Genomic DNA, 21,908 nt, shown 5'->3' on the forward strand with positions numbered 1-21,908 from the left:
GGACTTCAAGGGCTCGTTCGGGATGCCCCCGAACCAGTATCAGGAGATCTTCCGCATGATGGAGCAGGATAAGATCGACCCCGGCCGGATCGTCACCGAGACGGTCTCGCTCGAAGAAGTGCCCGACGTCGTCGAGTCCATGGGCGACTACGAGACGGTCGGCATCCCGGTCTGTAACGAGTTCTAACCACTTTTTACTCCCTCGGGTATCCTCGCTCGCAAGCGCTCGCTGCGGGTACCACTCGGTCGCAAAACCTGGACTAAAACGTGCTGCTGGCTCGGTCGCACTGCTCCCTCGCCAGCAGTGAACCGCGCTCGCTCACGCTCGCGCGGATGCCAACCACGACCGCACGACAGCAATAGGTCGCCCACAACCCAATAGTTGTGTCTTGCAGTGCAGTTATCAGTTGTCAGCGAGAATAGCAGACTATGCGCGTTGCCGTCTTCGGCGCTGGCTACGCCGGACTGACCGTCGCCCGGCGGCTCGAACGACACGCTCCCGACGACGTGGAACTCGTCGTCGTCGACGAGTCCGAGTCACATCTCGTCCAGCACGAACTCCACCGCGTCGTGCGCCGCCCATCCCTCGCCGACACGATCACCGTGCCACTGTCGGCGGTCCTCTCCGAGGCCGAGGTCCGCCAGGCGCGCGTGACCGGGATTGACGCCGACGATGGCGTCGCGACCCTCGCACCGGTGGACGGAGACGGCGAGACGACGCTCGAATACGACGTCGGCGCCGTCTGCCTCGGTGCGGAAACCGCCTTTTACGACCTCCCGGGCGTCGAAGACCACGCCACGCCGCTCAAACGACTCGCCGACGCACGGAAGATTCACGACGACACGCTGACCGCTGCCGGGGGCCACGCGGTCGTCGGCGGCGCCGGCCTCTCCGGCGTCCAGGTCGCGGGCGAACTCGCCGCGCTCTCCGCTGCGGAGGGACTCGATCTGGACGTGACCGTCGTCGAGCGCTCCGACAGCGTGGCCTCGGGGTTCGACCCCGCGTTCAGGACGGCGCTCCGCCAGGAACTCGACGCCCGTGACGTGACCGTCGAGACCGGCGTCGGCGTCAAGCGCGCTGACGAGGACGCGGTTCACCTGGCCGACGGGCGAACGCTCCCGGCCGACGTGTTCGTCTGGACCGGGGGCATCCACGGCCCTGCGGCCTTCGAGGGAGACCGGCCCCGCGTCGAATCCGATCTCCAGGTCAGCGACAGTACCTTCGTCGTCGGCGACGCCGGCAAGAGCGACGGCGACGACGGCACCACCGCACCGGCGAGCGCCCAGACGGCGATCCGGCAGGCGCGCGTCACCGCGAAGAACGTCCGGCAGCGCATCGAGGAGGCAACCGACGATAGCACCGAATCGGACGGCGCCGACGACGAGTTGGCCACGTACGAGTACGACTCGCTGGGCTGGGTCGTCAGCGTCGGCGACGGCGCGGTCGCACAGGTCGGCCCGGCCGTCCTGAGCGGCGAGCCCGCGCGGGCTGCCAAGGCCGTGATCGGTGCGGGCCACCTCAGCTCCGTCGGGGCGCTCGGCGACGCGGCCGACCTCGTGGCCGAGGAGTTCGGCTGGCCGACCCACGAGTCGGTCGTCTCGCTCGGCGACCTCCCGATCAAACAGGTGCCGACCGACCCCGGCTCGCCGAGCGAACTCCAGTCGACGCTCGGCGCGACCGGACTCGCTCTCGCGGACGCGTTCGCACCGAGCGACGCCGTCGATCTGACGTTCGTAACCCGGCTCGCCGATCGGCGCTATCCCGGGAGTCCGGTGAACCTGCTCGAACGATCGGTGGTGTCCCCGCTCTCGCTGTTTGGGAGTCAGGACGAGAATCGCTGACCCAACCATGCCGGCACTGAGACACAGTCGGCGCTCGGCGTGATCTGTCCCATTACTTCGTCAGAAGGGCGCGAGCGGTGCGCCCGGATCGTCAGGCTTCCGGCGCGTCGCTCTCGTCGTCGGTCTCGGCCGTCTCACGGGTGTCGTCGACAGTGCTCTCCTCGCGGGCTCGTTCGACGGTGTCTTCGAGGTCACCCTGGAGGTCGTCGAAGCGCTCCTGCAGGGTGTCGAGCTGGTCCTGATACCGGTCGAGTTGCTGGACGAACTGGTCGCCGAACTCGTCGGCCTGCTCGTCGATCGTCTCCGAGAGGTCGTCGGCACGTGCTTCGAGTTCGTCCTGGAACTCGTCGTACTGGTCGGCGAGCCGCTCGATGGTGTCGACGGTCTGGTCTTCGAGGTCCTCGTTTACCTCGACGAGGACGTCGAGCTGATCGTCGAGCATATCCAGCGCCTCCTCGACGCTCTCGTCGTAGCGCTCGATGCCGGCCTCGTAGTTCTCGTCGACGGCGTCGATCGTGTCGGCGTGGCGCTCGAGCAGCGTGTCGAACCCGTTGTTGACCGATTCCCGGATGTCGTCGATCGTCTCGTCGTCACCCGAGGCCGTCGATTCGAGCGCATCTAGCAGCTGATTACTGGTGTCCTGGGCGAACTCGATGGTCCGCTGCTGAGCGTCCATCTGAGCGTCGATCGTCCCCCGGATCGTCTCGTTGACGTCCGCCGGTAGTTTCACGGAGAGCGCGACCAGGTTCTGGCCGTGCTTGATTGCGTCGCGCTGGACTCTGAAGATCGCGTCGATCGGTGACGTGTTGTCGCTCATGGTACTGTGTAGTGGCTCCGCGTATTCGACCGGACTACCCCCTCTGCCAGCGGAATGTTCCCTACACCTATATCTTCACCCCAATGTTACTTCTAGCTGGCGGAGTGCCCTCGAAGGAAACAAACCGGCCAGAACAGCCGCTGTACCCGAAGAAACCGAGTACGAGACAAATGTAGTGTTCGGTTGAATTAAGTCAATCGACCGAAAACATCGTCGTATCGAGACTCTGGGGGAGTCGACGTGGTAACAGACGAGGGTTCGAGACAGACAGGAACGGGGGAACAGGGACGATCACTTGTGGGGCCGCTGGCGGCGTCGAGCGCTCCTGGGGGGTCGTGGAACCGGACGGCGACTGAGCCAGGATACTGATGAGCGAGGTGCTACCCGTCGAACTGGGGCTGTTCGCCGTCCTGGGGAGTGGCTTGTCAGTCAGCCACCTGCTCGCGGGACCGGTGAGTCTGCCCGGCGACCTCGCATCGATCGTGCCGTCCGGAATCAACTGGAGTCTGGTGCTGATCCCGCCGATCACGGGGATCATCGGCTACGTCACGAACTGGGTGGGGATCAGACTGCTCTTCCACCCGGTTGATTTCTTCGGCGTCAAAGTGCCCGGAATGCAGCAGGTGGCGTCGCTGCTCCCGACGAAGATCCAGCAGATTCCGGGCGTCCGGGAGGGGAAACTGGGCTGGCAGGGAATCGTCCCCTCGCGGGCGGCGAAGATGGGGAGCCTCGCCGCCGACAACGGCGTCACGAAGATCGCGAGTCAGAAGGAGTTCTACGAGCAGTTCGATCCCGAGACCATCGCCGAGCACGTCGTCGCGGCGGCCAGCGACGACATCCACCGACTCGTCGACGACATCATCCGACGCGAGCACCCGCAGTTGTGGCGCGACGCACCGCCAGCGGTTCGCGAGATGATCCACTCGCGCGTCGAGTCCTCGATGCCGGCGGTGGTCGATCGGGTGTTCCACGACATCGGCGAGAACATCGACGACCTGATGGACATGAAGATGATGATGGTCAACAAGCTGGGGAACGACCCCGAGTTGCTCAACAAGATGTTCCTGGAGATCGGCGACCGGGAACTGAAGTTCCTCATCAACTCTGGCTTTTTTCTGGGGACGTTCCTGGGGATCTTCTCGATCCCGTTGTTCATCTACATCGGTGAGTGGTGGGTGTTGCCCGTCGCGGGCACCCTGGTCGGGTACTTCACCAACTTCATCGCCATCAAGGCGATCTTCAACCCGAAACAGCCGGTCAAGGTCGGCCCGTTCACCGTCCAGGGGCTGTTCATCAAGCGCCAGAACGAGGCCGCGGAGACGTACTCGGAACTCGTCGCCGGCGAGATCGTCACCGTCGGCAACATCGCCGAGAACATGCTGAACGGCTCGAAGTCCGACCGGACCCGCAAGATGATCACGGACGCGCTCCGCCCGGCAGTCGACGAGGCGGTCGGCGTCGCCGGCCCGCTCGTGCGCGTCACCACCGGGGACCGCGAGTACGAGGCCATCCGCGAATCGTTCGCCAACGAGACGATCGAGTACGCATTCGAGCCGCTCAAGGACCCCACGTTCAACCGCAGACGGAGCGGCCCGGTCCAGGAACTGATCGCCAGGCGCATGAAGGAACTCCCGCCCGAGGACTACTGCGTGATGCTCCGGTCGGCGTTCAAAGAAGACGAGTGGCTCCTGATCGGCATCGGTGCGGTCCTCGGGTTCGTGGCGGGCTGGATCCAGCTGCTCGTCGTGACTGCGCTGTGAGCGTGTTAGAACGGTGAGAGCGTTTGGACTGTCAGGGCAGCCTGTCGCGTGACGCACTTCTGGACGGTGACTGGCTGTCGGATCGACTCGTCGAGCAGGAAGTTGACGAAGGATTCACCCTCGTGTTCGATGAGGAACTCGGTGTCGACGTCGGCGGCGATGTCACAGAGCAACTGTAGCTCCGCCGTGTACGGGATCTTCAGCAACTCGTTGCCGATTATCTCCAGGTCGCCGCTGATCACGGCGGACGTGGCCGGTCGACCCGCGATGATCGATTGCCACGTGTGCGCGGACGCACGGAAGGCCGTCCCGACCTCGCGATCCCCTGGCCCGTCGACCAGGGCCAGCTCCGTGCAGTCGCCGTCCTCCAGTTCGACGTACACGTAGATCGTCCCCTCGACCACGTCGCGTTCCGTCTGCTCGAGCAGGTTCCGCAACGTCGCCGGCAGCGACGACCTGATCGACTCGTCGATGAGGTCGGTCGCCTCGTCGATGGACACGTCTTCGAGTCCTTCCCGCGCCGAGGGCGGCAGTTCACTGAGAACCTCATCGGAGAGGTCGCCGAGTGTGATAGTAGCGAGGTTCAGATCAGTGATGACGAGCAGCAGGTTCTCGTCGAATTCGAACCCGTCCAGTTCCGAACTCTCGTTGATCAACCGCTGATATTCGTCCAGCCACTCTTCGGAGGGATACAGGACCATGGAGATCAACTCGACTCTGTTTACCACGTCCAGTACAAAAGCACAATGCCGGCAGGCGCAAACTTCAGGGCGCATCCTACCAGTGTGAGTATGTAAGAATGTTCTGGTCAAACAACCCGAGACGCCAGCCGCAGACGCGACTGGTCGCAGTCTGTAGAACGGAGATCGACGTCCGCGTTCGGGCGACTGTTGGGAAGTTGGTACTGCAACTCTGCGTCTAGGGTTTGCAAACGGCGGATTGCAGACGCGAACCGACGATCACGGTGGGAGACAGCGGGAAAAACAGCGAACTGGCGACGCTTGGGACTGGCCGATTGCTCAGCGGTTGCGCCCGAGTTCCTCGTGGCTGGTGACCCAGTCCGAGGCGGAGATCGCCGAAGCGAGCGAGAGTTCGCCGGCGAGGACGACGCCAGCAGCGATCTCGGCGAACTTGTTGACGTTGCCGGGGCCGTCACAGTCCAGGATCTCCAGGCCCTCGTTCTGGGTCGGCAGGCCCGTCCCGCCGCCGTAGGTCGCGACAATGAGCGAGGGGATCGTCACGGAGACGTGCAGCGAGTTGTCGTCGAGCAGCGTGGTGTTGACCATCGCCGCGTGGGACTCGGCGACGTTCGCCTCGTCCTGGCCGGTCGCGATGAACAGCGACGCCAGCCCGTTGGCCGGATGGGCGCCGTTCGTCGTGTTGCCGGCGAAGAAGGAACCGAGCGTCCCGACTTTGCCGTGGTGGTGGATGCTCTCCGGATCGGCACCGAGGTGGTGGACCAGCACTTCCTCGGGCAGGGTCACTTCCGCGGTCACGCGCTTGCCGCGGGTCATCAGGTCGTTGACCTTGGAGGCCTTCTTGTCGGTCGAGAAGTTGCCGTCGAGATAGAAGTTCTCGACGTAGCCGGGGAACTCGCTCAGAATCCAGTTGCAGGCGGCGAAGGTCGCCTTCCCCACCATGTTCATCCCCGCGGCGTCCCCCGTCTTGTAGCCAAAGCGGAGGAACGCGTAGTTGTTGGTCATGTAGTCCTCGATCTCGACGAGTTCGGCGACGCTGGAGGTCTCCTCGGCTTTCTCCTTGATCGTGTCGTAGTGGTCGAACACCCACTCGCGGAAGTCGCGAGCGACGCGTGCGTCCTCGAAGACGAACACCGGCGCGCGGTTCATCTTGTCGTCCGTCACAGTGGTCTTCGCGCCGCCGCTCAGGTTGATCGCCTTCATGCCGCGGCTGTAGGAGGCGACGAGCGTTCCCTCGGTCGTCGCCAGCGGAATCGGGAACTCGCCGTCGGCGTGTTCGCCGTTGACCTTCAGCGGCCCCGCCAGCCCGATCGGCATCTGGGCGACGCCGATGAAGTTCTCGATGTTCCCCTCCAGATCCTCCTCGGGATCGACCGAGTAGTGCGGAATGTGTTCGAGGTCCACGTTGGTCGTCTCCTCGAGGAACTCGTGGCGGTCCTGGATGGCCTCCTCGGTGAAGTTGTTGTCGTCACGGCGCGGAATGCTCGGGATCTCTTCTTCGTCGCGAATGGTGTCCGCGATCGAGAGCGAGAGGTCCCCGAACGGGTGGGCGACGAACTCGATGTCGAGCGTGTGATCGCCGGTCGGCAATTCCATCCCCTCGACGATCACGTAGAGGGTCCGCCCCACCGGGAACGACAGCGGGTTCTCCCCGTCGACCTCGTCGAGTCGGTGGACTGATTCGTCCACCGTCTCCAGCCGAACGCGGTCTTCCGAAATCTCCTCCCCGTTGATCGCAAGGCGGTTGACGCCGGCGAATTCGGCGTCCTGGAGCCTGTTTTTCACCTCGAACTGCAGCCCCTCGTCCGTGTTGGTGATACTCCCGTACGTGTACAATCGCTTCAGTATCTTCTCCGGAACGTCCAGCGAAACGAACCGCCCACTCGATCCGAACAGGTTGGCGTACAGCCTGTTCAGAATCCCACTCTCTGGTCTCGGAATTGCCATACTACTGACGGGCAACTACATGGACATAAAATTTCGTACAGCCGTAACATTCCCGTAATATTTTCGGCCGGTCATTTAATACAGGCGGTTTTATTCCGCGTTGAGCCGTGTGGAAGAACCCACCATGTGTCATAATTCCAAACACGGGGTAGGCCGCGAACCGGGAACATCTCTAGTTGTTGCACTGAGCGTTTACAGGCTTTTATACCGGTTCGTGAATTATACGCTAGTAAATATGATGGGGATCATAGAGGGGTGCCGTCGATGAGCACGTCAGTTCCAGTGTCGATGATCGAGGAAGCGGTGTATCACATCGAGCAGAAACACACGTCCTGGAACATTCAGGCCGAGGTGGAGACGACCGCGACCATCGACATCGACCAGTTGCACGAGGCCGCCAGAACTGCGTGCAAGCATCATCCGATCGTGGGGGCGAAGATGCGGTCGGCCACGATCGCCGACTCGCGGTACGTGTGGGAACTGCCGGACGAGTCCGAAATCGAGGACATCGAGTTCGACATCGAGGTGTTCGACGCCGGGGAGATCACCGTCGAAGAGGCCCAGAACCGGGCGTACTTCCAGAAGTTCGATCTGACCGAAGAGCGGCCGATGCGGGCGCTCGTCCTCCGTGGAGCGGGGATCGACGGCGGCGACCGGCTGCTGGTGAGTTTACACCACTCGGCCGTCGACGGGGTCGGGACGCTGCAGTTCACGCAGGCGGTCTGTCAGGCGTACCGCGGGGAACCGCTCTGGCAGGATTCGGTGTCGTTCGCGGAGTCCCGCGAGTGGCTCGACGACCTCGAACCGTCGTCGATCCTCGACACGTTCAACTTCCTCGACGACGGCATCGACGTGATCGACAAGGTCGCTCGACAGTTACAGAACACCGTGGACGAGCCGGCGCGCATCGCCGAGGACCGCGAGCCCGACGATCCGGACTGGGGCTGGCGGTTCACGCGCCGCGTGCTCGACGACGACGTCACCGACGCGGTCGTCAACGACAGACCGGACGGCGTCTCGGTCAACGACGTGTTCCTGACGGGACTCCACCTGGGGATCGAACGGTGGAACGAGGACCACGGGAAGCGAGCGCGCAAAATCAGCACCATGATGCCGATCAACATCAGGCCCGACGATCACTTCTACTCCGCGTCGGGGATGTACACGATGTTCGAGAGCATCCACACCCGCAAGAAACACCGAGCGGACCCGATGGAGGCCGCACGGGAGATCGCCGAACAGACCAGTCGGGTCAAAGACCGCGACCGGGCGTCTGCGCCGTACAAGCTGATGCGGATGTTCCCCGACGAGGTGCCGCTCGGGATCAAGCAGGAACTCCCGGAACTGCTGCGCGGGCCGGGCCACCGCATCTGGGACACGGCAATGTTGACCAACGTCGGGAAGATTCCGGTGATGCCGTCGCTTTCGGGCGACGACGGCCGGGAGCGGCCGTGGTTCACGCCGCCCGTCTGGAAGGGGACGCCGGTCGGCGTCGGCGTCGCGACCTACGGCGGGCAGGTGACGTTCACCTTCCGCCACCGGCGCGAAGTGCTCGGGCAGGACGCCGCCGAGCGGTTCTCCGATTACTTCCTCGACGGGATCGCCGAGGCGATCGACGCCGCATAGACGGCCTGAACGCGTTCGAGCGCGTCACAGGCCTACTCCGCGGTCTCGTCGTCGGTCGTCGACGCCAGTTCGTCGACGCCGTCCGGGAAGAACGGGAACACGGAGCCGTCGGTGGCGCGGGCGTCGAGCGCCGTCAACACCTGCAGATGCTGCCGTGCCTCGGCGAGGCCCTCGCCGGCGTCGATCTCGCCCCAGGTCCCGAAATCGTACAGCAGTTCGTCGCGGTGTCGTCGTGCGATCTGCATCTGTTCGACCGTCTCGTCGTCGACGTCGGTACACCGCTTCAGCAGCTGTTCGCGGTCGGACTGGGGCAGCCGCCAGAGCCACCGGCCGGTATCGGTCGTCCGCTTGTGCCCGTCCACGACGAGTTCGTCGTGAATGATCCGCAGCGAGTAGCTCTCGACGAGCATCTGGGCCAGCGTGTGGAACCAGACGCGATACGTCGTCGCCGTGACGCCGGTGAACTTCTCGATCGTGAACCAGGGCGCGTCGAAGACCGCCGTGTCGAGCAGTTGCTGCCACGTGTCGACTGGCGAGTCGCTCGAGAGACCGAGCAACACGGCGTAGAGCTGCCTGACCGCGCGTTTCGTGCCCTCCTCGGGCGACGCCGTGCCGCCGCTGCGACCGCGGAGCAGCGCGACCGGCGACAGCGGAAACATGGCCGCGGCGTCGGCCTCGTCCCCCGGCGTGAACCCTTCGAGCAGTGTCAGCAACGGCGTGAGCGGAGTAGTGTCGTTCCCCATCGTCGTTCCCCGTGTGAGCGATTGTCAGTCAACGTCCGTCATTCTGTCGCTCGTAGGTCAATACTGCGGGAACCGGACGGTCGCCGCGATGACGGGGACGAACCCCATTAAAGAACCGAGTGTGCGAGGGGCAATCGAGAAGCCGGTCGCTGGCCACGGAAGAGTATGGCAATCACACTGCCGAGCGACGGACAGGAATGGATCGACGAGTGGGCCAACCAGCTCAACGAGAGCGAGGCGTACAGCGACGCCGGCCAGGGGTGGGGCGTCGACTTCAACGGCGTGTTCCTCTTCGACATTCAGCCCGACGACGTCTACGACGGCGAGAACCTGAAGTTCAAAATCGACGTGGAAGACGGCACCTGCCACGAGGCAGAACAGATCGAGGACGAAGACGAGGTCGACTGGGGCTTCGCCTATCGCGGCCCGTACTCGAACTGGAAGGGCATGATCCGGGGCGACATCGGCGCCATCGACGGCCTGATGAGCGGCAAGTTCGACCTCGACGGCGACATGCAGAAGGTCCTGCAGTATTCGGACGCCGCGACCGTGATGACCGAGAACGCCGCCGAGATCGACACCGAGTTCGAGTACTGATCTCGCCACACCGCACGGACGGCCCAGACTGGTGCCGGGCGACGCCGCTGGTTCCGACGTGTGACCCGTCAGCGACAGCGCCGCCGCAACCCCGGTCCAAGAGACAGACGCATGGCAAAAACAACCACACCGAAGCGGTTTCTCAGTTTTTAAGTCGTCCGCTGAGACAGAGGTTCGTATGTTGGACAAACTGGGCGTCGCCGGACTGCTGGGGTTTCTGCTCTTGCTCGGAGGGATCGCCCTCCTCGCGTACATCGACCTGCTCATCGCCGCCGGCGTCGCGTTCGTCGTCGCCGGCCTCGGCCTCGTGATCTACGGACTGGTCTCGGGGTTCCTGGGGTCGCTCGGCATGGGCCAGATGATGTAAGCGGACTCGATCGCCGAACCGCACAAAAACCCGAACCCTGCTTTTTCGTCGCCGTTCGCGTCGGCCGTCAGTCAGCGCCCTGGTGTGGGACGTAGCAGCAGCGCTCGCATCGGTGATAGTCGTAAACGGTCGTCATCGTGGCGTCGCAGTTGGGGCAGTTCACGTGTCGCTACTCACTGCCTCGACGAACATGAGCATTATCTCGGGTTCGAGTAGATTACCCGACCGCTGAGATGTAGGAATGTAGAGAAGACGGAATAGCGCCGGAAAACCGAGAAGTGCGGCAGCGCCGAGGGAATCAATGTCCCGACTCGGCACCGCGGTCGGAGGCGCGATGCTCGCTGATGAGCCGGTCGACCATCTGTTCGTTTTGCTGTTTGACGCGTTCCTCGGCCCGCTCGTGCCAGTCCTCGATGGCGGCTTCGACCTCACTCTCGCGAGCGACGGCGAGTTCGTCGACCTCCTGGATCGTCACGTCCGCGGCCGGCCCGACGGGGACGTCGTGCTCGAAGAGCAGGTCGTCGGCCATCTCCGAGAGGCCGCCGTCTTTCAGGACGACCCTGGGGTTCACGTCGGCGAGTTTCTGGGCGGTCGATCGCCCGGCGCCGCTGGCGTCACGGAGGTAGATCACGTCGCCCTCGGCCAGCCCGTACTGCTCGTCGGCGTGCTCGATGGCGCCCTTCGTGAACTTCTCGATCACCTTCACCGGGACGAGGTCCTGCTGTTTCTCGGAGACGTCGGCGAAGTTCGAGTGATCGAGCTTCCAGAGGGCTTTGAGCCGTTCGAGTTTGTCCGCCAGTTCCTCGACGTTCTCGCGTTCGGTTTCGAGTTCGCGTTCGAGCCGCTCGTTCTCCCGTTCGAGCCGCGTGACTTCGCGACGTTCGCGAGCCTTCTGGCGCTCGCGCTGGCGCTCGGCGGTGAGTTCCTGCTCGTACTCCTCGATCTGTTCGTCCTTCCGGGCGATCGTCTCTTTCAGGTTCTCGGCGTGGGACTCCAGCCGATCGACGCGGGCCTTGAGGCGCTTGATCTGCTTTTCCTCGGCGGTGAGTTCCCGCTCGGTGTGTTCGGTCTCTTCTTCGGGTTCGTCCTCGTCGGTTTCGAGGTCCCGGAGCACGGATTCGACCGATTCCTCGTTGGTGACGACGCGTGCGAGCACCTCGCCGAGGTCCTGTCGCGGCGGGACCTTCTCGGCGACGCGGTCGAACTGGTCCTCGTGGGCGTCGAACGCGTACAGTGCGGCCGCGAGCGCGTCGCGTTCGTGATCGTTGTCGTAGCTCGCCTCGCGGGTCCGGTGTTTCTTCTCGTCGACCGGGAGGTCCGCGTGGGGTGCCCAGCCGGCGGCCTCGAAGCTCCGTCGGAACTGCTCGACGGTCTCGGGCATCGGCGTCACGTCCGCCGCGACGATGATCGGACGGCCGCGCTCGATGAGCCACTCGATGACGTCGGCCGTGTCGCCGGTGCGGGTGCTCATCACGTCCAGTACTGTGCCGTCGAGGCCGACGACGGCCGCCGCCGTGGTCGTTCCGGGGTCGATGCCCACCAGAACGTGGTCCCGGCGCTTGACCAGCGGCTGGAACTCGACGCCGTCGCGCCGTTCGCGTTCGATCTCGATCCTGACGTCCCCCGACCGTTCGGTCGAGACCGGGATGTCCGACGGGCGGCCTTCGACCTCGAAGACGGCGTTGGCGAACCCGCCGTACTTCTCGGTCACGTCGCGTTCGTAGTCCAGCGAGGCGTCGTCGAGTTCGCTGGCCACCTCGCGGGCGCGCTTCTTGACCGCGCCGTGGATGCGTCGGGTAAAGCGGTCCTCGGACCAGCCGCCCTTGCCGGTCGAACGGCCGCGAGAGACTTTCACGCGCGTCGTGTTGGTGAAAGCAGTCACCTCCTGGCCGACGTTCACCGCGGCGAGGCGAGCGGCTGCTTCCGCCTCTTTCATGGGGTCTTTCCCGTAGGGGACGCCGTGGCGGGAGGCGACCCGGGAGAGCGGTTCCGGGCGCTCGGCACCGGTCACCTGAACCAGCGTCGTCTCGTCGGGCAACTCACGAAGGAAATGGACGAGTGCGTCCTTGTCCTCGGCGAGTTCGTACATGTTGTCGGTCGCGAGCATCGCGGGTTCCTCGCGATCGACGAGTCGGCGGAGTTTCCGTCGCGAGACCACGTCGCGGTCCAGCGACTCCCCGTCGAAGGCCACGAGTGCGTACGACACGTCCCCCCGGACGTCCCCACTCTGTACGTCCACCCCGAAGACGACTTTATCAAGGGCGCTCGTGCGGGCGTTCACACCTCGGGCTAGGGACCTGTTCCGTATAAGTTTCGTGGGGGACCCGGTGACTGGTTTCGAAGGACGGCGCTCCCGAACGAGGGAAATATTTAACTCGGTGTGTAAAAGATACTTTACTGTAAAGGACGCTTTACGGAAAGTGATCTTGACATGGAACACGTGCCATCCACTCACTCGGAGTCCACGTACCGCCGGTCGTACATCGGGAGTTGGCTCGCCGGAACGGTCGCGTTCGCGGGGCTGATCGTCGCCGGCTATCCCGTCGTGGGTGCAGTCGCATTCGGCGTGGCGGCGCTCGTCGCGATCAACCTCCAGCGCGGCTACGAGGGACCGCTGTTCGACGAGCGCGACGAGGACATCGTTAAAGAGGCGAGCGCCAACACCATCTCGATCTTCGGTGTCACGTCGGCGGTGGTCTTCCCGACGATGACGGCCCTCACCGCACTGGGCATGTTCGAGTGGCCCTGGTGGCTGACGCCCATCGCGTGGTTCGTGACCGCTCTGTACCTGGTGTGGGGCCTCAACCTCCTCCTCGCGAGGCGGTAGCCGTGGACAACGACTTGCCTGCGCTACGCGAGGACAACGGTGAGAGCCAGGCCGACCTCGCGGCCGCCGTCGACGTCACTCGCCAGACGATCAACGCCATCGAGCGCGACCGCTACGATCCGTCGCTGGAACTGGCCTTCGCCCTCGCAGCTCACTACGACCGATCGATCGAGGAGATTTTCCACTGGTCGCGCGCCGAGGACTGACCTCAGAGCAGTTCGGTGATCTCGTCGGCGACGTCGTTCAGTTCCTCGCGGGCCACCCGCGACTGCTCGGCTGCGAGAGTGACGTCGTCGTCTTCGGTGCGAGGAATCACGTGCAGGTGGACGTGGAACACCTCCTGGCCGGCGGCTTCCCCGTCGGCGAGAAAGAGGTTGACGCCGTCCGTCGGTACGCTCGACGTCCGGAGCGCGGCCGCGACCTTCTGCGCGACGGCGAACATGCGCCCGCCGGTCGCCGGGACGAGCCCCGCCAGCCCCTGGGAGTGCTCGCGCGGGATCACCAACACGTGTCCCTCGTTGATCGGGTTGAGATCCATGAACGCCATCGTTTCCGGGCCGTCGTAGACGACGCTCGCCGGTCCGTCGCCGGCCGCGATCGAACAGAACGGACAGTCGGTCATACACATCGGTCGAGCTACACGACCAAAACTCCCGGTGCTGCGCACCCGCGCTCGACAGTTGAAACGGCCGCACATGTTTTTGTGACAGAACGAGAATGTCGGCCAGATGGTCGCACGCACCGAGCCGACGCTGTGGCTGGCACTCGTGGCGTTTCTCGGAGCGGCGATCGCAGGCGTGCTCGGAATCCTGTTCTGGCGCCGTCGCGATCAGGCCGGCGCACGGTGGTTAGGGATCCAGATGGGTGCGACGACACTCTGGCTCGTCGGCTTCGGACTCGAACTGGCGAGCCCGACGGTGGGAGCGGCGCTCCTGTGGTTCCGCGTCGAGATCATCGGGCTCGCCTGGATTCCGGTCACCTGGTACGCGTTCGTCGCCGAGTACACCGACGCAGAGAACCCGATGGCCGCGCGAACGATCGTGCTCCTTTCGCTGCTCCCGCTGGCGAACGTTCCGATGATTCTGACGAACGGCGCCGTCCACACGCTCTCCTGGACCGCACCACAGTTGGTCGAGAGCGGGCCGTTCGTCCTCCTGTCGGTCGAACACGGCCCGGTCTGGTGGCTCAACGTCGGCTACAGCTACCTCGTCATCTCACTGGCGTTCGTGCGCTTGCTCCGCCATCGGAAACGGTCGGTCCACCGCTACCGCCGCCAGACGGATCTCGTTCTGCTCGCGGCGATCCCGCCCGGCGTCCTCAACGGCCTGTATTACGCCGGAGTGCTGCCGTGGCCGGCGCTCGATCCCACGCCGTTTGCCTTCGTGTTTTCCGGTCTCGTCATCTTCTGGGCGCTGTTTCGGTACGATCTGCTCGATCTGGCTCCCATCGCCCGGCGCTCGGTCGTCGAGAACATGGACGACGGCATGCTCGTCCTCTCGCCCGACCGGCGGCTCATCGACGCCAACCCCGCCGCACAGCGCCTCCTCGCCGACGACGACCCGATCGGATCGCCGATCGAGACGAGCTTTCCCGAACTGGATTCGTTACTCGGGCCGCTCCCGGACCCGACTGCCGGCAACACGCCGCTGAGCGGCCACGCCGGGTCGGGCGGCCGACGGACCCTCGAACTCGGGACGGACTCGCTCACACTCCAGCGGAACGGGGGCCAGCGCGTCTTCGACGTGAAAGTCACCGGCCTGCACGACCGAAACGGGGCAGTCACGGGCTGGACCGTCGTTCTCCACGACGTCACCGCACGGAAGCGCCGCGAGGAGACGCTCACGGGACTGCAAGGGACGGCCCAGGAGATGATGCGTCCCGAGACAGTCGACGGCGTCTGCGAACACGTCGTGACCGCGGCTCGTGACGTCGTCGACCTCGAACACGTGGCGATCCACCTGCGACGGGACGACGACACGCTCCAGCCGGTCGCGTACACCGACGACGTGCGGGAGTTGTACGAGACGCCGCCGTCGTTCGACATCGGCGAGGGGTTGCAGGGAACCGCTTACGAACGCGGTGAGACGGTCGTCGTCGACGGCGACCGGCCAGCCGACGCCGCCCGTGATCTCGACACCAGCATCGAGAGCGCGCTCGTCACCCCACTCGGCGAGTACGGCGTGTTCGGTGCCGGATCGACGACCCGGACGTCGCTCGACGACGAAACGATCCACTTCGCGGAGGTGCTCGCCGCCACCGCGACGACCGCCATCGCTCGAGCAGACCGCGAGGAGACGGTCCGAGAGCGCGAACGCGAACTCCGGCAGCAAAACGACCGGCTCGAGGAGTTCGCGAACGTCGTCTCCCACGACCTGCGGAACCCGCTGACCGTCGCGTCCGGCCACGTCGAACAGATCGACGACGACGCGCACGCCGACGCGATCGAGCAGGCACTCGGACGGATGGAGGAGATCATCGACGACGTGCTCACGCTCGCTCGACAGGGAGAGCCAGTCCGGAACCCCGACTCCGTCTCGCTGGCCACCGTCGCCGAGGACGCCTGGGAGCTGGCCGACACCAGCGGTGGGGCGCTCTCGGTCGCTGCCGATCTGCAGTTGCTGGCCGACGAGAGTCGGTTGCAACAACTGCTGGAGAACCTCTTTCGCAACTCGGTGGACCACGGCGGTGCCGACGTCTCGGTGAGCGTCGGTCCCGTCACCGGCGCGCCGACCGGCTTCTACGTCGCGGACGACGGGCCCGGCATCCCGGTCGAGGAGCGCGATCGCATCTTCGAGTCGGGCGTTTCCACCGCACAGGACGGCACCGGCTTCGGCCTGGCGATCGTCCGCCAGGTCGTCGAGGACCACGGCTGGGCGATCACGGCGACAGAGAGCGAGTCCGGGGGCGCGCGCTTCGAGATCACTGGCGTCTCGCGGGCCGCTGCCGAACACGTCGATGGCGGCGCGAGCCGGTCGAACTAATCCTCGACGTCGGGGAAGGGAACGTCCAGTTCGTCGCCGTCGTCGGGGAGGAAGGCACGCTCGCCCTCGAAGACCTCGCGAGCCTCCTGTTCTAACCGGTGGGACTGCCCGGCGTAACGCGTCGAGACGTGCGTCAGCGCCAGGCGTTTCGCCCCGGCACGGTTGGCGATCTCAGCGGCCTGCTTCGCCGTGGTGTGGCCGGTCTGGCCGGCCCGCTCACGGCGGTCCTCGGCGAAGGTGGCGTCGTGGATCAAGAGATCGGCGTCCTCGGCGGCCTCGACGACGCTCTCGATGGGGCGGGTGTCGCCCGTGTAGACTACCCGTCGCCCGGGACGGGGCGGGCCGACGACCTGTTCGGGTTTGACGATCGTCCCGTCGTCGAGTTCGACCGACTCGCCGTTGTGGAGTTTGCTGTACTCCGGTCCCGGCGAGATGCCGAGTTCGTTCTCCGCTTTCTCGCGGTTGAACCGGCCCTTTCGGTCGTCTTCGACGATGGCGTAGCCGACGGCTGTCGCCCGGTGGTCGACGTCGATGGCGCGGATCTCGAAGTCCTCGCGGTCCAGCGCCACGTCGCCGGGCGACACCTCGTGAATGCGGACCGGAAACGAGGGTTCGTTCCCGGTGAGCGTCACGAGGTCCTCGATGCGCTGACGGGTGCCGGCCGGCGTGTGGATGGCCAGGGGTTCCTCGCGGTCGTTGAAGTCCCAGGTCTGAATGAGTCCGGGAAGCCCGAGGACGTGGTCGCCGTGGAGATGGGTGACGAACACCTGCGAGACGGCGAAGCCGGTGTTGAACCGCATCATCTGGCGCTGCGTGCCCTCGGCAGCGTCGAAGAGGAACCGCTCGCCTTCCCGGCGGACCATCACGGCGCTCGGATTACGCTGGGTCGTCGGGACGGCCCCGCTGGTCCCGAGGAAGGTCACGTGCATACCCCGGTTTCAGCGAGCGACCGGTAAACGGGCTTCGAAAGGCCACCGACGGCGAGGCCGAACCAACGCCGACCACCGCTACTCGCCCGGGAACGGCCACGCCGCTTTTGTACGCAGCGCGCAACGAATTGACGATGAACTCGCGAACGGTCGCACTGATCCTGGTCGCAGGGATGGTCGCACTCGCCGGCTGTTCCGGCGGTCCAGCCAACGGCACCGAGACGTCGGCGAACGACACCGAGACGACCGGCAGCGACGGCGGGGGAACGATGGACAGCGCCGAGTCCACGGGTACCGTCAACTTCTACGTGAGCGACAAGCCCGGCGCACTCGACGACTTCCGGTCGCTGAACGTCACCGTCAGTCGCGTGGGTTTCGAGCGAACGGCGACGACGATGGCGGCGAACGACACGACCGCAGCGAACGAGAGCGACGGCGACGACGGCACCACCGGCGGTTGGGTCGAGTACGCGGTCAACGACACGACGGTCGATCTGACGCGACTGGTCGGCGACAACGCGACGCTCCTCGACTCGTTCGCCGTCCCCAACGGGTCCTACGGGAAGGTGTTCGCGTACGTCAGCGAGGTCAACGGAACGCTAACGGACGGCACGAGCCAGCGGGTCAAGCTCCCGAGCGGCAAGCTCCAGCTCAACAGCCAGTTCACCGTCGGCGCGAACGAATCGGTCGATTTCGTCTTCGACGTCCAGGTCCACGAGGCCGGCAAGAGCGGGAAGTACGTCCTCCAGCCCGTCATCAGCGAGTCGGGCACTGACCGGCAGATCGAGGAAGTCGACGCCAAGGCCGAGAAGGACGACGACGAGTCGACGGGCAACGAGGCGACGGCCACCGAAACGACAACCAACGAGACGGCCTGAGACGGTACCCAACAGGGAACTCATATTTTCTCCTTCGAAGGAACTATTCGAGCGGTGGATTCGTCCGTTCGGGACCAGGGACCGAAATATACAGCAGTGGCGCTCGCCTCGTCGGCCACATGGCGAGAACGGTCGACGAACTGCGGAACGACATCCGGGTGGCGGTGGGACGATACGAGCGCGTCGAGTCGACGGCGTTCACCAAGGAGATGCTCGCGGCGCTCTGCGAGGAAGTGGGGTACGACATCGGTACGGGCAGCCTGCCATCAAAACCACAGATGCGGGCCGGGATTCTCTGGAAACTCGGCGAACTGGAGACGGACGACCCCGACGAAGCACCGCGGGCGTTCCGAAAAGGGGAACTGCAGGCCATCGCCGATTCCCTCGACGCCTAATCGAGACGGCAAATACACCAGAACGTCCGCGCGACCGGAGGGAGCGCGGTTCACCGCCGGAACGAGGCTTCGCCTCGTGGAGGCGGCTTTTTTGGTCCAGATTTTTTGATCGGGGTTGAGCGAGCGTGAGCGAGCGAGGCCCCGGTGAAAAAAGGTGGATTCTTACTATCGGCTGTGCTAGCCGGGGGTGAGATGGACGCCCCCCTCTGGACGACCGAGCACGCGCCGGACATCGACGACCTCCCGCAGCCAGAGGTCCGCGAGTCGCTGTGGGGGGCCGTCGAAGAACCCATGAACCTCGTCGTCCACGGGCCGAAGGGCAGCGGGAAGACCGCCGCCGTCCGGGCGCTCGCCCGGGAGGCCCACTCGGACCCGGACAACGACCTGGTCGAGATCAACGTCTCCGACTTCTTCGGGATGACCAAGAAGGAACTGAGCGAGGACCCGCGCTTCGAGTCCTTTATCACGCCCAAGCGCCGGCGCAACTCCTCGAAGGCGGACCTCATCAATCACGTGCTCAAGGAGTCGGCCAGTTACGCGCCGGTGTCGGGCGAGTACAAGACGGTCCTGCTGGACAACGCCGAAGGCATCCGCGAGGACTTCCAGCAGGCGCTCCGTCGCGTGATGGAGCAGTACTACGAGACCACGCAGTTCGTCATCGCGACGCGCCAGCCCTCGGCGCTCATCCCGCCGATCCGCTCGCGGTGTTTCCCCGTGCCGATGCGCGCTCCCACGCACGAGGAGACGGTCGCGGTCCTGCGCGACGTCGTCGAGGCAGAAGACGCAGACCACGACGACGAGGGCCTGGAGTTCGTCGCCGGCTACGCTGACGGCGACCTCCGGAAGGCGCTCCTCGGCGCCCAGACGACCTACGAGCAGGAGGGCGAGATCACGATGGAGACCGCCTACGCAGCGCTCGGCGAGGTGGGCATCGATCACCGCATCGAGGAGATGCTGGACGACGCCGAGGCCGGCGAGTTCACCGACGCCCGCAAAACGCTCGACGACCTGCTCGTCGAAGAGGGGTTCAGCGGCGAGGAGATCCTCTCGGACGTGCTCCGGGTCGCCGGGTCGCGGTACGACGCCGACCAGATGGCTCGGCTCCACCGCCTGGCCGGCGAGATCGACGTGGACCTGAAGGAAGGGACGAGCGACCGCATTCACGTCAGTCACCTGTTGGCGAACCTCGAGGGCGGCGACCTCGCTCGTCAGTAAACGTCGGCGAACTCGAACCGCGCGCCGCCCTGGTCGGCGTCCGTGACGGTGACCGACCAGCCGTGTGACGTGGCGATCTCTTCGACCATCGCGAGTCCGAGCCCGGTCCCGTCGCTGGCCGTCGAGTGGCCGACCTCGAAGATTCCGTCGCGGTCGGCCGCGGGGATGCCGTCCCCGTCGTCGGCGACGTAGAAGCCGTCACCGCCGTCGAGCAGGCCGACGCGAACGGTGACGGCGGCGTCGCCGTGTTCCACGCTGTTCCGGAAGAGGTTCTCCAGCAACTGAACGAGGCGATCGGCGTCGGCGGTGAGCGACTCGTCGGTCTCGACGACGAGCGTGGCCGCGTCGCTCCCGACGCTCTTCCAGGCTCGCCGGGCGACCGATTCGAGCGAGAGCGGTTCCAGATCGGGTGCCGACTGCTCCTGGCGAGCCATGTCCAGGACGTCGTCGATGAGGCGGTTCATCCGGTGGAGACTCCGTTCGGCCGATTCGAGGTGCGGTTCGGCGTCCTCCCGTTCGCGAGCGGCTTCGAGTCGGGAGAGCGCGACCTGCAGCGGATTGCGCAGGTCGTGGGAAACGAGGCTCGCGAACTGATCGAGGCGTTCGTTCTTGGCTTCGAGTTCCCGTTCGCGCCGTTTGAGGTCCGTGATGTCGTTGATGATGCCGACGTACTTGCGAACGGTCCCGTCCGGGTCACGGACTGGATAGCCGTCGGCTTCCACCCAGCGGAGGTCGCCGTCCGGTCGCTGGACGCGGTACTCCACGTGGTAGCTGTCTGCTTCGTGGTCGGGATCGTGGACGGTCGCAATCCACTCGCGGACGTCCGCGCGGTCGTCCGGGTGGACGAACTCGACGTACGACGCCGGATCGTCACCGAACTCTTCGGCGGACCGGCCGACCAGTTCCTCGAATCCCGGACTGAGATACAGGAGTTGCTCGCCCGCCGCGTCAGTCATCCAGATGACTTCGTGGACGCTGTCGGCGATCTGCCGGAAGCGCTGTTCGCTCTCGGCGAGGTCGCGCTCGCGTTCGATGCGGTCGAGGGCCGTCCGGGCTGTGCCCGCAAGCAGCGCCACGAGTTTCTCGGTCCGATCGTCGAACGCACCGACCTCGCTCGACCCGACCACGAGCACGCCGTGCCCGCCGAGCGGCGCGAAGATCCCCGCCCGCATGTCCGTCTCGTGAGTCTGGATGTGGGGAGAGGTGTGGATGTCGTCGAAGTGCGTGAGCGTGCCAGTAGTGAACACGTGTCCGGTGAGGCTGCTGTCGTCGGACGGGACTGCGGGCAGCGACTCACGCATGAACCCCGTGTCGAGGGACTGCGCGGCGGGTTCGAGCGGACCACCGGGGTCGGGCTGGAGATACACGGCGACGCCGGACAGATCGAAGACCTCCGTGACCGTCTCGACGATGCGGTGGCTCACTTCGGTCTCGGTGACCGCGTCGAAGAGTTGCCGAGAGGCGGCGTGGAGCGACTGGAGCGTGCGCTCGAACCAGCGCCGCTCAGTGACGTCGCGCATGATGACGACGGCGTCGTCGTCGCCGTCGGTGTCGAGCGTGCTGACCTTGATCTCGGCGAATCGGTCGCCGCCGGCCGGCGTCCCGTAGGAGACCTCGATCGTCTCGACGTCCCCGCCGGCCAGTCGGCGGTCGACGGCGTCACCGATAGTCGCTGCCGTCGACGTCGAAAACGCCTCGAGCCGTTCGATCGATTCGTCCAAGACGGCGTCGTGGTCCGTCGCGAACTGCGCGCAGAACGCGTCGTTGACGTACTGCACCTTGTGGCCAGCCGAGAGGACGAGCGTCGGGTCGGGCGTCCCGTCGAACAGCGTCCGGAACCGCTCCCGCGAGCGTTCGAGCCGCCCCGAGAGCTGCTGGGAGAGGTGCCGACGTTCGATCAGGTTCTCCAGCCGTCGGGAAAGGACGGACTTCTCGACCGGGATCGAGACGATCTCGTCGATGACGTACAGCCCGTCGATGTCCGTCCAGGCCTCGGGATCGAGTTGCTCGCTGGGCGGGTCCCGACTGACGAGGACGACCGGCAGAAACACGGGGTGGAGCCGTTCCTTGTGGTCCTGGAGCCACTCGCGATGGCGGGCGAACGAGATCGCGTCGACGAGACAGAGATCGAACGGCTCGCCGTCGGCGTCGGTGCCGACCTGGACGTCGTAGGTGTCCGCGAGCCACTCGGTCAGCAACTCCCGGTTGCGCTCGTCGGCGACGAGCAACCGCACTCGCGGTACGGTCGGCTCGAAGGGGTGCGCCGATTCGTCTCGTCCGTTCATT

The 21,908-nt window shown here is 65.3% G+C and carries 19 protein-coding genes and 1 pseudogene; 12 read left to right on the forward strand and 8 right to left on the reverse strand.

Annotated features, from left to right (window positions below; genetic code table 11):
• Both ACFR9U_RS03665 and ACFR9U_RS03670 read left to right on the forward strand, forming a co-directional pair.
• Nucleotides 1-187: pseudogene (locus ACFR9U_RS03665) on the forward strand (alcohol dehydrogenase); the annotation flags it as partial.
• Between the two features lie 242 nt (nucleotides 188-429).
• A complete protein-coding gene (locus ACFR9U_RS03670; protein WP_379813795.1) occupies nucleotides 430-1,842 on the forward strand; it encodes an NAD(P)/FAD-dependent oxidoreductase in 1,413 nt (470 codons plus the stop codon).
• 91 nt (nucleotides 1,843-1,933) lie between these two features.
• Here ACFR9U_RS03670 and ACFR9U_RS03675 read toward each other — a convergent pair whose 3' ends face one another.
• Nucleotides 1,934-2,659 (reverse strand): apolipoprotein A1/A4/E family protein, encoded by a 726-nt coding sequence (locus ACFR9U_RS03675; RefSeq protein WP_247376593.1) that lies wholly within the window; start codon nucleotides 2,657-2,659, stop codon nucleotides 1,934-1,936.
• A gap of 368 nt (nucleotides 2,660-3,027) precedes the next feature.
• Here ACFR9U_RS03675 and ACFR9U_RS03680 point away from each other — a divergent pair, with 368 nt between their 5' ends.
• Nucleotides 3,028-4,419, forward strand: a complete 1,392-nt coding sequence (locus ACFR9U_RS03680) for a DUF445 domain-containing protein (RefSeq protein ID WP_247376592.1) — start codon at nucleotides 3,028-3,030, stop codon at nucleotides 4,417-4,419.
• Between the two features lie 5 nt (nucleotides 4,420-4,424).
• On the opposite strand, the gene ACFR9U_RS03685 is transcribed toward ACFR9U_RS03680, so the two are convergent.
• Nucleotides 4,425-5,120, reverse strand: coding sequence for a hypothetical protein (locus ACFR9U_RS03685; protein ID WP_247376590.1), 696 nt, complete (start codon nucleotides 5,118-5,120; stop codon nucleotides 4,425-4,427).
• Between the two features lie 318 nt (nucleotides 5,121-5,438).
• Nucleotides 5,439-7,064 carry a hydroxymethylglutaryl-CoA reductase gene (locus ACFR9U_RS03690; protein WP_247376588.1) on the reverse strand — a complete coding sequence of 542 codons (1,626 nt, stop codon included), beginning with the start codon at nucleotides 7,062-7,064 and terminating at the stop codon, nucleotides 5,439-5,441.
• Between the two features lie 264 nt (nucleotides 7,065-7,328).
• Here ACFR9U_RS03690 and ACFR9U_RS03695 point away from each other — a divergent pair, with 264 nt between their 5' ends.
• Nucleotides 7,329-8,690, forward strand: coding sequence for a condensation domain-containing protein (locus tag ACFR9U_RS03695; protein WP_247376586.1), 1,362 nt, complete (start codon nucleotides 7,329-7,331; stop codon nucleotides 8,688-8,690).
• Between the two features lie 32 nt (nucleotides 8,691-8,722).
• Here ACFR9U_RS03695 and ACFR9U_RS03700 read toward each other — a convergent pair whose 3' ends face one another.
• Nucleotides 8,723-9,433, reverse strand: a complete 711-nt coding sequence (locus ACFR9U_RS03700) for a hypothetical protein (RefSeq protein WP_247376584.1) — start codon at nucleotides 9,431-9,433, stop codon at nucleotides 8,723-8,725.
• A gap of 165 nt (nucleotides 9,434-9,598) precedes the next feature.
• On the opposite strand from ACFR9U_RS03700, the gene ACFR9U_RS03705 reads away from it, so the two are divergent.
• Together ACFR9U_RS03705 and ACFR9U_RS03710 are read left to right on the forward strand one after the other, a co-directional pair.
• On the forward strand, nucleotides 9,599-10,030 hold the full coding sequence (locus tag ACFR9U_RS03705; protein WP_247376582.1) for an SCP2 sterol-binding domain-containing protein: 432 nt from the start codon (nucleotides 9,599-9,601) through the stop codon (nucleotides 10,028-10,030).
• 178 nt (nucleotides 10,031-10,208) lie between these two features.
• A complete protein-coding gene (locus tag ACFR9U_RS03710) occupies nucleotides 10,209-10,397 on the forward strand; it encodes a DUF7470 family protein (protein ID WP_247376579.1) in 189 nt (62 codons plus the stop codon).
• 298 nt (nucleotides 10,398-10,695) lie between these two features.
• Here the strand turns inward: ACFR9U_RS03710 and ACFR9U_RS03715 are convergent, their stop codons facing one another.
• The gene (locus tag ACFR9U_RS03715; RefSeq protein WP_247376577.1) at nucleotides 10,696-12,678 is read right to left on the reverse strand and encodes a DUF460 domain-containing protein; all 1,983 of its coding nucleotides are present in this window, start codon (nucleotides 12,676-12,678) and stop codon (nucleotides 10,696-10,698) included.
• 159 nt (nucleotides 12,679-12,837) lie between these two features.
• Between ACFR9U_RS03715 and ACFR9U_RS03720 the strand changes: the two genes are divergently transcribed.
• Nucleotides 12,838-13,224, forward strand: a complete 387-nt coding sequence (locus tag ACFR9U_RS03720) for a DUF2178 domain-containing protein (RefSeq protein WP_247376576.1) — start codon at nucleotides 12,838-12,840, stop codon at nucleotides 13,222-13,224.
• A gap of 2 nt (nucleotides 13,225-13,226) precedes the next feature.
• The gene (locus tag ACFR9U_RS03725) at nucleotides 13,227-13,430 is read left to right on the forward strand and encodes a helix-turn-helix transcriptional regulator (RefSeq protein WP_247376574.1); all 204 of its coding nucleotides are present in this window, start codon (nucleotides 13,227-13,229) and stop codon (nucleotides 13,428-13,430) included.
• A 2-nt stretch (nucleotides 13,431-13,432) separates the two neighbouring features.
• Here ACFR9U_RS03725 and ACFR9U_RS03730 read toward each other — a convergent pair whose 3' ends face one another.
• On the reverse strand, nucleotides 13,433-13,846 hold the full coding sequence (locus tag ACFR9U_RS03730; protein WP_247376572.1) for an HIT family protein: 414 nt from the start codon (nucleotides 13,844-13,846) through the stop codon (nucleotides 13,433-13,435).
• Between the two features lie 106 nt (nucleotides 13,847-13,952).
• Between ACFR9U_RS03730 and ACFR9U_RS03735 the strand changes: the two genes are divergently transcribed.
• Nucleotides 13,953-16,205, forward strand: coding sequence for a histidine kinase N-terminal 7TM domain-containing protein (locus ACFR9U_RS03735; RefSeq protein WP_247376570.1), 2,253 nt, complete (start codon nucleotides 13,953-13,955; stop codon nucleotides 16,203-16,205).
• On the opposite strand, the gene rnz is transcribed toward ACFR9U_RS03735, so the two are convergent.
• On the reverse strand, nucleotides 16,202-17,134 hold the full coding sequence (gene rnz, locus ACFR9U_RS03740) for a ribonuclease Z (protein WP_247376569.1): 933 nt from the start codon (nucleotides 17,132-17,134) through the stop codon (nucleotides 16,202-16,204). The genes ACFR9U_RS03735 and rnz overlap by 4 nt on opposite strands.
• 134 nt (nucleotides 17,135-17,268) lie before the next feature.
• Here rnz and ACFR9U_RS03745 point away from each other — a divergent pair, with 134 nt between their 5' ends.
• The 3 genes from ACFR9U_RS03745 (at nucleotide 17,269) to ACFR9U_RS03755 (ending at nucleotide 19,622) form a co-directional block, all read left to right on the forward strand.
• Complete coding sequence (locus ACFR9U_RS03745) at nucleotides 17,269-18,012, forward strand: DUF4382 domain-containing protein (protein WP_247376567.1); 744 nt, start codon at nucleotides 17,269-17,271, stop codon at nucleotides 18,010-18,012.
• Nucleotides 18,013-18,131: 119 nt separating this feature from the next.
• Nucleotides 18,132-18,407 (forward strand): hypothetical protein, encoded by a 276-nt coding sequence (locus tag ACFR9U_RS03750; RefSeq protein ID WP_247376565.1) that lies wholly within the window; start codon nucleotides 18,132-18,134, stop codon nucleotides 18,405-18,407.
• Nucleotides 18,408-18,599: 192 nt separating this feature from the next.
• Nucleotides 18,600-19,622, forward strand: a complete 1,023-nt coding sequence (locus ACFR9U_RS03755) for an AAA family ATPase (protein ID WP_247376564.1) — start codon at nucleotides 18,600-18,602, stop codon at nucleotides 19,620-19,622.
• Here the strand turns inward: ACFR9U_RS03755 and ACFR9U_RS03760 are convergent.
• A complete protein-coding gene (locus ACFR9U_RS03760; protein ID WP_247376562.1) occupies nucleotides 19,616-21,907 on the reverse strand; it encodes a PAS domain S-box protein in 2,292 nt (763 codons plus the stop codon). The two genes, ACFR9U_RS03755 and ACFR9U_RS03760, sit on opposite strands and share 7 nt — an antisense overlap.
• Nucleotide 21,908: the final 1 nt, after the last annotated feature.

The organism is Halorientalis brevis (assembly GCF_042678165.1).
GTDB lineage: Archaea > Halobacteriota > Halobacteria > Halobacteriales > Haloarculaceae > Halorientalis > Halorientalis brevis.